This window comes from Streptomyces sp. NPDC026589 (assembly GCF_040638385.1).
Taxonomy (GTDB): Bacteria; Actinomycetota; Actinomycetes; order Streptomycetales; family Streptomycetaceae; genus Streptomyces.
In genome coordinates, this window is record NZ_JBEZYG010000043.1 from 24701 (window position 1) to 37511 (window position 12811).

Annotated in this window: 12 protein-coding genes and 1 pseudogene; 5 read left to right on the forward strand and 8 right to left on the reverse strand. The window is 73.8% G+C overall.

Features of this window, described 5'->3' with window-relative positions; all coding sequences use genetic code 11:
• Nucleotides 1–47 precede the first annotated feature (47 nt).
• On the forward strand, nucleotides 48–392 hold the full coding sequence (locus AB0F29_RS39635; RefSeq protein ID WP_361883305.1) for a MerR family transcriptional regulator: 345 nt from the start codon (nucleotides 48–50) through the stop codon (nucleotides 390–392).
• Between the two features lie 130 nt (nucleotides 393–522).
• Nucleotides 523–2148, forward strand: a complete 1626-nt coding sequence (locus AB0F29_RS39640) for a PucR family transcriptional regulator (protein WP_361883307.1) — start codon at nucleotides 523–525, stop codon at nucleotides 2146–2148.
• A 29-nt stretch (nucleotides 2149–2177) separates the two neighbouring features.
• Here the strand turns inward: AB0F29_RS39640 and AB0F29_RS39645 are convergent, their stop codons facing one another.
• The 5 genes from AB0F29_RS39645 to AB0F29_RS39665 all read right to left on the reverse strand — a co-directional run bounded on the left by AB0F29_RS39645 (nucleotide 2178) and on the right by AB0F29_RS39665 (nucleotide 7462).
• Nucleotides 2178–3281 (reverse strand): glycosyltransferase family 4 protein, encoded by a 1104-nt coding sequence (locus tag AB0F29_RS39645; RefSeq protein ID WP_361883310.1) that lies wholly within the window; start codon nucleotides 3279–3281, stop codon nucleotides 2178–2180.
• 298 nt (nucleotides 3282–3579) lie between these two features.
• A complete protein-coding gene (recN, locus tag AB0F29_RS39650; protein ID WP_361883313.1) occupies nucleotides 3580–5322 on the reverse strand; it encodes a DNA repair protein RecN in 1743 nt (580 codons plus the stop codon).
• Nucleotides 5323–5440: 118 nt separating this feature from the next.
• On the reverse strand, nucleotides 5441–6346 hold the full coding sequence (locus AB0F29_RS39655; protein WP_018959672.1) for an NAD kinase: 906 nt from the start codon (nucleotides 6344–6346) through the stop codon (nucleotides 5441–5443).
• An 8-nt stretch (nucleotides 6347–6354) separates the two neighbouring features.
• Nucleotides 6355–7170: a TlyA family RNA methyltransferase gene (locus AB0F29_RS39660; RefSeq protein ID WP_361883316.1), complete on the reverse strand. Its 816-nt coding sequence runs from the start codon at nucleotides 7168–7170 to the stop codon at nucleotides 6355–6357.
• A 7-nt stretch (nucleotides 7171–7177) separates the two neighbouring features.
• Nucleotides 7178–7462, reverse strand: coding sequence for a hypothetical protein (locus tag AB0F29_RS39665; protein ID WP_361883319.1), 285 nt, complete (start codon nucleotides 7460–7462; stop codon nucleotides 7178–7180).
• A gap of 42 nt (nucleotides 7463–7504) precedes the next feature.
• Between AB0F29_RS39665 and AB0F29_RS39670 the strand changes: the two genes are divergently transcribed.
• Nucleotides 7505–7852 (forward strand): sterol-binding protein, encoded by a 348-nt coding sequence (locus tag AB0F29_RS39670; RefSeq protein WP_361883322.1) that lies wholly within the window; start codon nucleotides 7505–7507, stop codon nucleotides 7850–7852.
• Nucleotides 7853–7979: 127 nt separating this feature from the next.
• On the opposite strand, the gene AB0F29_RS39675 is transcribed toward AB0F29_RS39670, so the two are convergent.
• Both AB0F29_RS39675 and AB0F29_RS39680 read right to left on the reverse strand, forming a co-directional pair.
• The gene (locus AB0F29_RS39675) at nucleotides 7980–8783 is read right to left on the reverse strand and encodes an ABC transporter ATP-binding protein (RefSeq protein ID WP_361883325.1); all 804 of its coding nucleotides are present in this window, start codon (nucleotides 8781–8783) and stop codon (nucleotides 7980–7982) included.
• A gap of 241 nt (nucleotides 8784–9024) precedes the next feature.
• The gene (locus AB0F29_RS39680) at nucleotides 9025–10056 is read right to left on the reverse strand and encodes an HAD-IIA family hydrolase (RefSeq protein ID WP_361883328.1); all 1032 of its coding nucleotides are present in this window, start codon (nucleotides 10054–10056) and stop codon (nucleotides 9025–9027) included.
• A 71-nt stretch (nucleotides 10057–10127) separates the two neighbouring features.
• On the opposite strand from AB0F29_RS39680, the gene AB0F29_RS39685 reads away from it, so the two are divergent.
• A complete protein-coding gene (locus AB0F29_RS39685) occupies nucleotides 10128–11408 on the forward strand; it encodes a DUF1015 domain-containing protein (RefSeq protein ID WP_361883331.1) in 1281 nt (426 codons plus the stop codon).
• Nucleotides 11409–11496: 88 nt separating this feature from the next.
• Here the strand turns inward: AB0F29_RS39685 and AB0F29_RS39690 are convergent, their stop codons facing one another.
• Nucleotides 11497–12270, reverse strand: coding sequence for a tetratricopeptide repeat protein (locus tag AB0F29_RS39690; RefSeq protein WP_361883333.1), 774 nt, complete (start codon nucleotides 12268–12270; stop codon nucleotides 11497–11499).
• Nucleotides 12271–12300: 30 nt separating this feature from the next.
• Here AB0F29_RS39690 and AB0F29_RS39695 point away from each other — a divergent pair.
• A pseudogene (locus AB0F29_RS39695) lies at nucleotides 12301–12811 on the forward strand (hypothetical protein); the annotation flags it as partial.

Below are 12811 nucleotides of genomic sequence, written 5' to 3' on the forward strand. Positions count from 1 at the left end.
AGGGCCTGACACCGGTGACAAGGTCAAGAGGGAACGGGGCACGGCACATGCTGATCGGGGAGTTGGCCCGGCGGACGGGCGTCAGCGCGCGGTCGCTGCGGTACTACGAGGCGCAAAGGCTGTTGTCGGCCGGGCGGGGCGCGAACGGCTATCGCGCCTACGGCGAGGAGGCGGTGGTGACCGTCACGCAGATCCGCGCGCTGCTGCGGGCGGGACTGTCCACCGAGGTGATCGCCCAGGTGCTGCCGTGTGCCCGGGGCGAGGGGCCCGGGTTCGACTGGTGCGCGGAGCTGCGGGAGATCCTCGGTGGGGAGCTGGCGGTGATGGATGACCGGATCGAGGCGCTGCGGTTGAGCCGGGGCGCGCTCGCGGGGTTGCTGACGAAGCCCTGACCGGCGGGTCCGGTGCGGCGACGCGTCCGCGCTCCTCCCCTGCGGTGCGCGCCCCGGCCCCCGGGCGGTAGCGTCCTGAACAGGACGACCGCCCGATCGACGGGCGGGGCACAAGGAAGCGGGCCGGTACGTGGAGAGCCACAGCGGAATCACCGTGCAGCGGGCGCTGGAGCTGCCGGGGCTGCGGGCCGGGCTCCCGGAGGTGGTGGCCGGCGCCGACCGGCTGAACCGCACGGTGCGCTGGGTGCACGCGGGAGAGGTCCCGAACATCGCCTCCCTCCTCAAGGGCGGCGAGCTGCTCCTGACCACCGGTCTGGGCCTGGGCGCCCGCCCCGCCGAACAGCGCGCCTTCGTCCGCCGCCTCGCCGACCGGGGCATCGCGGCCCTGGTGGTGGAGCTCGGCCCGCGCTTCGGCCGGCTGCCCGCCTCCATCGTGGACGCCGCCCGCGCGGCCGGGCTCCCGCTGGTCCAGCTGCACCGCGAGGTGCCGTTCGTCGTGGTGACCGAGGAGGTGCACACCGAGATCGTCAACGGTCACTACGCGCTGCTCCAGAAGGCGGAGGAGGTGCACCGGCGCGCCACCCGGGCGCTGCTCGACGGCGGCGGGGTGCCGCAGGTCCTCGGGATCCTCGCCGACTTCACCGCCAACCCGGTCTTCCTGGAGACGCCCGACGGCCGGCTCCTGTACGCGGCGTCGACCGGAACCGCCCCGGTGGGCGCGGACCCGCTCCAGATCTGGGAAGGCATGCGCGGCGACCGGGCGGCCCGGGAGAGCCCGCCGGCCGGTGCGGTGCTGGTGGACGTGGACGGCGGCGGTCCCGAGACCGGTGCGGTACGGGCCCGGCTGGTGCTACTCGCGGTGGCCGGGCCGCTGGCGACCGTGCACCGGATGGCGGCGGAGCGCGCGGCAGGCCTCCTCGCCGTCGTGCTGATGCAGGCCCGGCAGGAGGAGGAGCTGGCGGCCCGGGGCCGGGGCGACTTCCTCACCGACCTCGCGGAGGGCCGGATCGCCCCCGAGGACGCCCCCGCCCAGGCCCGGGTGCTCGGCTTCCGGCCCTGCGACACCCCGCTGCTCCCGGTGGTGATGCGGCTGGCCCCCGAGCTGTCCCCGTCGGGCAACTGGGCGGTGCTGGCCCGTGCGGTCCTGGAGGAGCTGGCCTCGGTCGGGGTACCGGTGCTGCTCGGCGTACGGCCCGTGGAGGGGCGGGTTCCGCTGTTGGTCGGGCTGCGTTCGGAGGGCGAGCGCACCGCGGTCGCGGACCGGGTGGCGGCGGCGCTGCGGGCCGGGGTGGAGCGGGCGGGCCTCGACCGCGCCGGATCGCAGCCGCCGGTGGTCGTGGTCGGCGTCGCGGGCGGCTGGGCCGCGGCGGGCGCGGGGCTGCGGCACGCGTCGGAGACGGCGACGGCAGCGCAGGGCCTGGACGACCGGCCCTGGTACGACGCCCGGCGCCTCGACATCGACCTGCTGCTGTGGCGGCTGCGGGACCATCCGGACCTGGCGGCGTTCGTGAACCGGGCGATCGGTCCGCTGCGCGAGCACGACCGCACCTCGCGCCCGCCGCTGCTCCCGACGCTCCAGGCGTATCTGGCACACGCGGGCCGCAAGGCGGAGACCGCCCGCGAGCTGCACCTCAACCGCCAGACGCTCTACAACCGCCTGGCCCGGATCGGCGAGCTGCTGGGCACGGACCTGGACGACCCGCAGACGGTGCTGGCGCTGAGCCTGGCGCTGCGGGCCCGCCGCCACACGACCTGAGAGCGGGCGAGGGCCCTGGAACCGACCGCTCAGCGCACCCGCCCTGCCGCCGGCGGCTGCGCCAACTCGTCGTAGACGCTGAGCACATGGGCGATCGTGTCGTCCTCGGTGGGCCAGCCCGCCGCCTGCACCCGCCCGGCCGCGGCGAGCCGGGCACGCTCCGCCGGGTCCCCGAGCAGCCTGACGACCGTACGGGCGAGGGCCTCGTCGTCGCCGTAGGGCACCAACGCGGCTGCCGCGCCGACCAGTTCGGGTACGCCGCCGACCGCGGTGGCGACGAGCGGCACCCCTGCGCGCAGCGCCTCCTGTGCCAGCGGGGAGCGGCCCTCCCACCGGCTCGGCAGCAGGGCCAGATCGGCGGCGGCGAGCAACTCCCCCACGCCGTCCCGGTTTCCGACGAGAGTGACGGGCAACTCCTCGTCCCTGATCCGCCGTCGCAGAGCACCCCGGTCGCACACCTCGCCCGCGATGACGAGCAGCGGCACGGGCTCCAGACACCGCCAGACGCGGGCCGCGTCCAGCAGAACGTCGAAGCCGTGATGCGGTACGAGACTGCCGGCGGCCACCAGCAACGGCCGGTCAACCGCCCCCAGTTCGGCCCGCGCCTTGCTCTCGTCGCCGACACCGGCGGGGCGCGGGTGCGGGTGCGGGACGGCCACGGGGGCGAACCGGGCATCGCGGGCGCCGCGCTCGCGGGCCCGGTCCACCAGGTCGGACGAGGGGGCGAGGACCACGGCCGCCGCCCGTGCGGCACGCCGTTCCAGCAGGTGCAGGATCTGCCGGCGGGCGCCTTCCGCGTACCGACGCGTGTGCCAGGTCATCACCAGCGGCACGGCTCGGCCGCTCAGCGCGAGGGCGGTACGGGCGGCCGCGTGGAGTCCATGGGCGTGGACGACATCCGCACCCGCGCACGCGGCCCGCAGCGCGGCGACGGCGGCCGGGTCGCTGCGCCGGGGCACCGGAAGGAACCGGGCCCCGGTGGCCGTGAAGTCGTGGGCGCGGTCCACCGCGGACGGGGCGCAGACGGTCACCCGCACCCCACGCGCCACCAGCCCGGCGGCCAGCGAACCGACGTGCGCGCTGCTGCCCGCACTGCCGCCGCCCAGGACTTGGACCGTACGCAGTTGTGACACGTTGATTGGCTCCCCGGGGCTCCGGAGTCGGCGGAAAGTACAGCGCCAAGGATGCCAGCCCGTACGCACGTTGCGGGACCGGCGTAACGTTGCTGCCGCACTCAGGGCGACAACCGGCCACACCGCACCACCCTCACGGGTGAATATCGAGGCGCGACGTTGTCGAGATCCGCCCGCCGGACGCACGTACGGGCGGGCGGGATCCCCCCGCCCGTGTCCGTACGGCCGGAGGGGCCCCCGCCCGTGTCCGTACGGCCGGAAAGGCCCCCGGCCCGTGTCCGTACGGCCGCACGAGCGCCTATTCGGAGCGGGCCGTGGCCAGCAGCTCCTCGGCGTGGGCGCGGGCCGTCTCGGAGTCCTCCTGGCCCGCCAGCATCCGGGACAGCTCCCGGACCCGGTCCTCGCCCTCCAGGACCGTGACGCCGCTGCGGGTCACCGAGCCGTCCACGGTCTTCTCCACCAGCAGCTGCCGGTCGGCGAAGGCCGCCACCTGCGGCAGATGGGTCACGACCACCACCTGGGCGGACCGGGCGAGCTTGGCGAGCCGCCGGCCGACCTCGACCGCCGCCTTGCCGCCGACGCCCGCGTCGACCTCGTCGAAGAGATACGTCGGCACGGGGTCGGAGCCCGCGAAGACGACCTCGACCGCGAGCATCACGCGGGACAGCTCACCGCCCGAAGCGCCCTTGGCGATCGGCCGGGGCTGGGCCCCGGGGTGCGGGGCGAGCAGCAGTTCGACCTCGTCCGCGCCGGAGGGCCCGTAGGCGACGCTGCGCCCGCCGATATCGATGCCGGACGCCTCGTCCGCCGCCTCCGTCTGCCGGATGGCGAAGGAGACCCGGGCGTGCGGCATGGCGAGCGAGGCCAGCTCGCCCGTCACCGCCTCGGCGAACCGGGCCGCCGCTTCCGTACGCGCATCCGTCAACGCCTGTCCGAGCACCGACAGTTCGGCCCGCAGCCCGTCGCGCTCCGCGGTCAGCTCACCGATGCGCTCGTCGTCGCCCTCCAGCTCGGTGAGCCGGCCCGCGCCCTCCTGGGCCCAGGCGAGCACGGCCGTGATGTCCGCGCCGTACTTCCGGGTCAGCGCGGTCAGCTCGGCCCGGCGCTCCTCCACGGCGGCCAGCCGCAGCGGGTCGGCCTCCAGCTGGTCGGCGTACCCGGCAAGCTCGCCGGAGACGTCGGCGATCAGGATGGAGATCTCCCCGATCCGGTCGGCCAGCGCGGCCAGCGCCGGGTCGTGGGCCCGGACCCCGTCCAGCGCCTGCCCGGCGGCGGCGACCACGGTCGTGGCGTCGACGCTCTCCGGATCCTCCGGGTTCCCCGCGAGCGCGGTGTGCGCGAGGGAGGCGGCGGAGGCGAGCGCCTCGGCGTGCCCGAGCCGCTCCGCCTCGGCGGCCAGCTCGACGTCCTCACCCGGCAACGGCTCGACGGCGGCGACCTCGTTCAGACCGAAACGCAAGTGATCCGCCTCCTGGGCCCGCTCCCGGGCCCGGGTGGTCAGCTCCTCCAAGGTCGCGGCGACGGTCCGCAGCCGCCGGTAGGCCGCCGTGTACGCGGCGTGCGGGACCGCCACGCCGTCCCCGGCGTACCGGTCGAGCGCCCCCCGCTGCCGGGCGGGCTTGAGCAGGCCCTGCTGGTCGGTCTGGCCGTGCACGGCGACGAGTTCGTCCGCCAGCTCGGTCAGGACCCCCACGGGCACGGATCTGCCGCCGAGATGGGCCCGTGAGCGTCCTTCCGCCGAGACCGTACGGCTGATGAGCAGCGCGCCGTCGTCGAGTTCGGCACCGGCCTCCTCGGCCCGCAGCGCCGCCGCGTCGCCCTCGGACACCGTGATCCTGCCCTCGACGACCGCGGCCTTGGCCCCGACCCGTACGAGAGCGGGGTCAGCGCGCCCGCCGAGCAGCAGCCCGAGGCTCGTGACGACCATGGTCTTGCCCGCGCCGGTCTCACCCGTGACCGCGGTGAAACCGGGTGACAGCTCCACCACCGCGTCGTCGATGACTCCGAGCGACCGTATCCGCATCTCCTCCAACACGGACATGACCTTACGAGGTCCCGGACCGGGCGCGCGACGGCCCCCGCTCCCGGATTCACTCTCCCGAGGGTCGCGGGGGCCGTGGGGCGTCCTCGGAACAGTCAGCGTGACGTCCTCGGAAACCTCAGTGGGGCGCGCCCCGCCAGCCCGAGACGGGCAGCGCGAACTTCGCCACCAGACGGTCGGTGAACGAGGCCTGGTGCAGCCGCGCCAGCCGTACGGGCACCGCACCGCGCCGCACCTCGACCCGCGCCCCGGCGGGCAGCTCCACGGTCCGCCGCCCGTCGCACCACAGCACCCCGTGCGGGGTGTGCGGCTGGACCTCGACCGCGAGCACCGACGTGGGCGAGGTCACCAGCGGCTTGGCGAACAGCGCGTGGGCGCTGATCGGGACCATCAGCAGCGCCTCGACCTCGGGCCAGACGACGGGCCCGCCCGCCGAGAAGGCATACGCGGTCGAACCGGTCGGGGTCGCGCAGACGATCCCGTCACAGCCGAACCCGGTGACCGGACGGCCGTCGATCTCCAGGACCACTTCGAGCATCCGCTCGGGCGACACCTTCTGCACGGCCGCCTCGTTGAGCGCCCAGTCGGTGTGCACGACGTCGCCGTTGCTGTGCACGACGACGTCGATCGTCATCCGCTCCTCGACCTCGTAGTCGCGGGTGACGACCCGGGAGACCACCTTGTCGAGGTCGTCGCGCTCGGCCTCGGCGAGGAAGCCGACGCGTCCTAGGTTGACGCCGAGCATCGGCACCCCGGAGGCGCGGGAGAACTCCGCGCCGCGCAACAGGGTGCCGTCACCGCCGAGGACGATCAGCAGCTCGCAGCCGTCCACGGCGGAGGGGCTGGTGTCGGTGACCGTCTCCACGGTGTCCGGCAGCGGCAGATCGGCCGCCTCGGTCGCCGAGACCCGCACGCCCAGCCCGTTGCGCAACAGACCCTGCACGACGAGCTCCGCGCTGCGGATCGCGGCCGGCCGGCCGGTGTGCGCCAAAAGGAAGACAGTTCGTGCCGCATTCGTGGTCACATTCGTCGTCAACGAGGCCCCTCCGCCACTGCACGGTCGACATCCGCGGGATCCAGCTCAGGTGCGCCGGCCCGCAGCCACAGAAAGTACTCGACGTTCCCGGACGGGCCGGGCAGCGGACTGGCCGTCACCCCCCGTACACCGAGACCGAGCCCCCAGGCCCGGCGCGCCACCTCACGCACGGCTTCGGCGCGCAGCTCCGGGCTCCGCACCACTCCGCCGCTGCCGAGCCGCTCCTTGCCCACCTCGAACTGCGGTTTGACCATGAGGACCAGGTCGGCCTCCGGCCCGGCGCACCGGGCGAGGGCGGGCAGCACGAGGCCCAGCGGGATGAACGACAGATCCCCCACCACCAGGTCGACAGCCTCCCCGTCGATGGCCTCCAAGGTCAACTCCCGCACGTTGGTACGGTCCTTGACGACGACCCGTTCATCGGACTGCAACGACCACGCGAGCTGCCCGTAGCCGACGTCGACGGCGACGACCTGCCGGGCCCCGGCCCGCAGCAGCACATCGGTGAACCCGCCGGTCGACGCCCCGGCGTCCAGCGCCCGCCGCCCCGGAACGGTCAGCCCGAGCGGCACGAAGGCGGCGAGCGCCCCGGCCAGCTTGTGGCCGCCGCGCGAGACGTAGTCCGGGTCGCCGTCGTCCTTGGTCACGACGATCGCGGCGGCCGTCTCGACCTGGGTGGCGGGTTTGGTCGCGGTGGTACGGCCGACGGTGACGCGCCCCGCGGCGATCAGCTGGCTCGCGTGCTCGCGCGAGCGGGCGAGCTTGCGGCGTACCAGCTCGGCGTCGAGGCGGCGACGTGCCACTCCTGCCACGTTCGGTTCAGCTCCTGTTGTCGTGATGCGTGTGCTGCGAAGGCGTGGGTACGGGACCGGGTACGGCGGCCGGACGGGAGTCCAGCGAGGTCAGCTCGGCCCGCAGCCCACGGTGTACATCCTCGTACACCTCGATGTGCCCGTCCGCCGGGAGGTGGTCCGCATCGGCCAGGCGCTCCAGCCGGGCGTCCACCGCTCCATGGCCGGTGGGGGTACGCCCGACCCCCAGGGGCACGGGCTCATCGGGCGTGCTCACGGGCGGTGTACCCGCCTCCGGCGTCCAGTCGCTCATGCCGAAACGCTACATGGACGGGCCGGTGTACCGTCGAGCACGATGGCGACCATGGCTGAGTGCCGCAGCGCACTGACACGACTTTCCGACAACCTCGCGACCACCGAGGGCGACATGCGCGGCGCGGCCGCCCTCGACCGCTCGCTGAGCTGTCACATCAAGGACCTCGACATCACGTTCACCGGTCGACTGGCCGGTGGCCTGATCGAGGTACGGGACACGGTCGAGGGGCCGCCCCGGGAGAAGGCCGAGATCAGGCTCGCGATGACGGGCGACGACCTGGTGGCGCTGGTGGACGGCGACCTGAACTTCGCGAAGGCGTGGGGCTCGGGCCGCGTACGCCTGGAGGCGGGCTTCCGCGACCTGCTGAAACTGAGATCGCTGCTGTAGGCGTTTCGAGCCCGTCCGGCCCGCACTGTCCAGGACGAGCGACGGCACAATCAAGCCCGTCCGGCGATTGAGGACAAAGCACCCCCGGGGCGCACCCTGCACCCACCGCCGTACCCCGGCCCACCCCTTACGCGGCGGCGGCCTTCCGAGCCTTACGCGCGGCGGGCACCACCAGCGGCGTACCCGTCTCCGGATCGTCGATCACCTGGCACCGCATCCCGAACACCCGCTCCACCAACGCCGCGTCGACCACCTCCGAGGGCGGTCCCGCCGCGACGATGTCCCCGTCCCGCATCGCGATGAGGTGGGTGGCGTACCGCGCCGCGTGGTTCAGGTCGTGGAGCACCGCGACCAGCGTGCGGCCCTGCGTCTCGTGGAGCTCCGCGCACAGGTCGAGGACATCGATCTGATGCTGGATGTCGAGGTACGTCGTCGGCTCGTCGAGCAGCAGCAGCGGCGTCTGCTGGGCCAGCGCCATGGCGATCCAGACCCGCTGCCGCTGACCACCGGACAGTTCGTCGACATAGCGATCGGCCAGCTCGGCGACGCCGGTGGACTCCATGGACTCGTCGACGACCCGCTCGTCCTCCGGCGACCACTGCCGCAGCAGCCCCTGGTGGGGGTAACGGCCACGGGCGACGAGGTCGGCGACGGTGATCCCGTCGGGGGCTATGGAGGACTGCGGCAGCAGCCCCAGCGTCCGGGCGACCTTCTTCGCCGGCAGCTGGTGGATGGTCTGCCCGTCCAGCAGCACCTGCCCCCGGCTCGGCTTCAGCATCCGGGCGAGGGCGCGCAGCAGCGTCGACTTCCCGCAGGCGTTGGGACCGACGATCACGGTGAAGGAGTTGTCGGGAATCTCCACCGAGAGGTTCTCGGTGATGACCCGCTGGTCGTAGCCGACGGTCACCGATTCCGCGGTGAGGCGCTGCATGGTCGTACTCCCGGAGTCGGTGAGGTGGAGCGGCGTGGCGCGGCGCGGGGCACGGGCAGACCACCGAGCAGCACCAGGTTAGGTTAACCTATCTTCCTCTTCGCGCCACTGGTCGCGGGCCGCCGCCGCACACCCTCGCCCCCCTCAGCACCTTCGCGTCCCAAGGGCGTCAGGCAACGCCGGGCCCGGTGCGCGCGGGTAGCACCAGGGTCGGTCCATCGGGCCTCGCCAGGGGCCCGGTTCAGAGCCCGAGCCCGGCGAGGGCCTTCCCCGTCTCCAGTCCGCACACCCCCGGACCGGCGAAGGTCCAGGCCGCCGCGCAGAGCACCCGCAGCCCGTCGAGCGCCTCGCCCTCGCCCTCCAGCACCAGCCCGCCCCCGCGCACGGCAGCCGTCCAGCCCCCGCACCGGTACGCGTCACCGGCGGGCGTCACCTCGGGCTGCCCGGTCAGCAGCCCCCGCAGGTCCCGGTCCACATAGGTCGGGCGGTGCTGCGGCGGGGCGGCCAGCAGCTGTGCCGCGTCGGTCACCCCGGTCAGCACCAGCAGCGAGTCGACGCCCCCGTTGAACGCGCCCTCGATGTCCGTGTCCAGCCGGTCCCCGACGACGATCGGCCGCTTCGCCCCGGTCCGCAGCACGGTCTCGCGGTGCATCGGCGGCAACGGCTTCCCGGCGACCTGCGGCTCGGCCCCGGTGGCGATCCGGACGACCTCGACCGCGGCCCCGTTGCCGGGCGCGATGCCCCGGGCGCCCGGGATGGTCAGGTCGGTGTTGGACGCGAACCACGGCAGCCCGCGCCGGATCGCGTAGCTCGCCTCGGCGAACCGCCCCCACGCCATGTCCGGTCCGCCGTAGCCCTGGACCACCGCCGCCGGGTCGTCGTCCGCCGACTCCACCGGCACCAGCCCGCGCTCACGCAGCGCGACCCGCAGCCCTTCGCCGCCGATCGCCAGCACCCTTGCCCCGGGAAGCAGTTGGTCGGCGACCAGCCGGGCGACGGCCTGGGCGGAGGTGATCACGTCGGAGGCTTCGGCGGGCACCCCGAGCTCCGTCAGGTGCTCCGCCACCGCGTCCGGCGTGCGCAGCGCGTTGTTGGTGACGTACGCGAGGTGCATGCCCCCGGCCCGCGCCCGAGCCAGCGATTCCACGGCGTGGCCGATGGCCTCGCCGCCCGCGTACACGACCCCGTCGAGATCGAGGAGAGCCGTGTCGTACGCCTCGCTCAGCGCCGTACTGCTCCCCGCCGGCCGGGACCTGTTCTGCTGGTGGCTCATATGAATCGCTCCTCTTCCACGCGTTCTGCCCCGATCATCGCGTATGCCCTCTGCACACATACGATGCCCTGATGAACACTTCAGGCCCCGTCGACCAGGGACTGCGGCTTTCCCCGTTCCGCGGACTGCGTTACGTCCCCGAGCGGGTCGGCAGCCTCGCCGCCGTGACGTCGCCCCCGTACGACGTGGTCGTCAGGCCCGACGGGCTGCACCACCTGGAGTCCGCGGATCCGCACAACATCGTGCGTCTCATCCTCCCCCAGGCCGACACCGCCCGGGACCGGCACCGTCAGGCGGCCGCCACCCTGGACCGCTGGCTGGGCGAGGGCGTCATCGCCCCGGACCCGGACCCGGTGCTGTACGTCTACGAGCAGCGGAACGACGAGATCCTCCAGCGGGGCCTGATCGGCGCCCTGGCCCTCTCCCCCGCCTCCGAGGGCATCGTGCTGCCCCACGAGGACGTCATGGACGACGTCGTCGCGGACCGCGCGGAGCTGATGCGTACGACGGGGGCCCACCTGGAGCCGCTGCTGCTGACCTACCGCGGCGGGACGGGTGAACCGGCCGGGGCGGCAGCGGTGATCGAGCGCACGGTCCTGCGGGAACCGCTGCTCGCCACCACGACGGAGGACGGCTTCCGGCACCGTCTCTGGGCCGTGACGGACCCGGCCGAACGGAGCGCGATCGCGACGGACCTCGCCCGGCACCAGGCGCTCATCGCGGACGGCCACCACCGCTGGGCGACCTACCTCCGGCTCCAGCGGGAACAGCCCGCGCCCGGGCCGTGGGACCACGGCCTCGTCCTCCTCGTCGACACGGCCCGCCACCCCCTCCAGGTCCGCGCCATCCACCGGCTGCTGCGCGGGCTGCCGGTCTCCCGGGCCCTGAAGGCACTGACCGGCCTCTTCCGCGTACGGGCGGTCGAGGGGCCCCTCCCCCGGGCCCTCGACGCGCTGGCCGAAGCGGCGGCCGGCGGCAACGCGTTCCTCCTCGCCGGCGACGGCGGCTTCCACCTGGTGGACCGCCCCGACCCGGCCCTGCTGGCCCGCACCATTCGGACGGACCGCCCCGACGCCTGGCGCACCCTGGACGCGACGGTCCTGCACTCCGCGCTGCTCGACGACGTGTGGCGGATCCCGGACGCACCGGAGCACATCGGCTACATCCACGACACCGCGGCAGCCGTCGAGCAGGCGGAGCGTCTGGACGCCACGGCGGTCCTGATGCATCCCGTCCGCGAAGAGGTCGTCCGGGATCTGGCCCGGCAGGGCGTCACCATGCCCCGCAAGTCGACGTCGTTCGGCCCGAAGCCGGCCACGGGCCTGGTCATGCGAAGCCTCGCCCTCGACTGATCCGCGAAGCTGCCGGGGCCGACAGACCGGTACGGAACGAGAAGAGGGGCGGCACTCCGACCGGAGTGCCGCCCCTCTTCACCAGCTGCTAGGCCTTGACCGAACCGTCCCCGGAACCGTCCTGGTCCTCGTCCTGCTCGTCCTGCTCGCCATCGAGGTCGGCGTCGCCACGGGCGTCGTCCTCGTGGTCGAGGTCTCCCGGCGCGACCTCGCCGACCGCGTCCTCCTCGGTCGTCTCGTCGTCACCGAGGACGTCGACGAACTCCACGCCGTCGAGCGCTGCGAGCCGGTCCGACGCATCGGTGGAACCGTCCTTGTCGGCCTCCAGCGCCTTTTCGAACCACTCCCGCGCCTCGTCCTCGCGCCCCGCCTCCAGCAGGGCGTCCGCGTACGCGTAGCGGAGTCGCGGCGTCCACGACTGCACGGAGTTGGACGCGAGCTCGGGGCTCTGGAGCGTCACGATGGCGGCGTCGATCTGGCCCATGTCACGACGCGCCCCGGCGGCCACCAGTCGCATCTCGACCTGTCCGGCCTTGTCCAGCTTCTGCACCTCGGGCTCGCCGGCCATCGCCATCGCCCGCTCGGGACGCCCGAGCCCACGCTCGCAGTCCGCCATGACGGGCCACAGGTCCACGGACCCGGTCATCCTCCGGGACGCCCGGAACTCGGCGAGCGCCTCGGCGTACTTCTGCGTCGCGTATGCCGCGAACCCGGCCGCCTCACGCACTGCGGCGACGCGGGACGCGAGCCGAAGGGCGATACGGGCGTACGCGTACGCCTCCTCGGGGTCCTCGTCGATCAGCCGGGCCACCATGACCAGGTTGCGCGCGACGTCCTCGGCAAGGGTCTTCGGCAGGCTCATGAGCTCCTGGCGCACGTCCTTGTCGATCTCGTGGCCCGTGACGTCGTCCGGAATCGGCAGCCGCTTGATCGGCTCACGATCGCGGTCGCCGCCCCGGTCATCGCGTCCCCGGAAACCACCGCGGTCCCGGTCGTCGCGCTGACCGCCGCGGTATCCGCCCCGGTCCCTGTCACCGCCACGGCTGTCATCCCGGCGGAAACCGCCACCGGAGCCACCGCCACGGTTGTCGTCCCGGCGGAAGCCACCGCCGGAGGGCCGGTCGTCGTCACGACGGGGACCACGCGGCCGGTCGTCACGACGCTCGAAGCCACCGCCACCGCTGGGACGACCACCACGGTCATCACGCTGCTGACCACCCCGGTACCCACCACGGTCGTCATCACGACGAGGCCCACGATCACGGTCCCCACCACGATTGTCATCACGACGGAACCCACCACCGGTCGGCCGGTCGTCGTCACGACGGGGACCACGCGGCCGGTCGTCACGACGCTCGAAGCCACCGCCACCGCTGGGACGACCACCACGGTCATCACGCTGC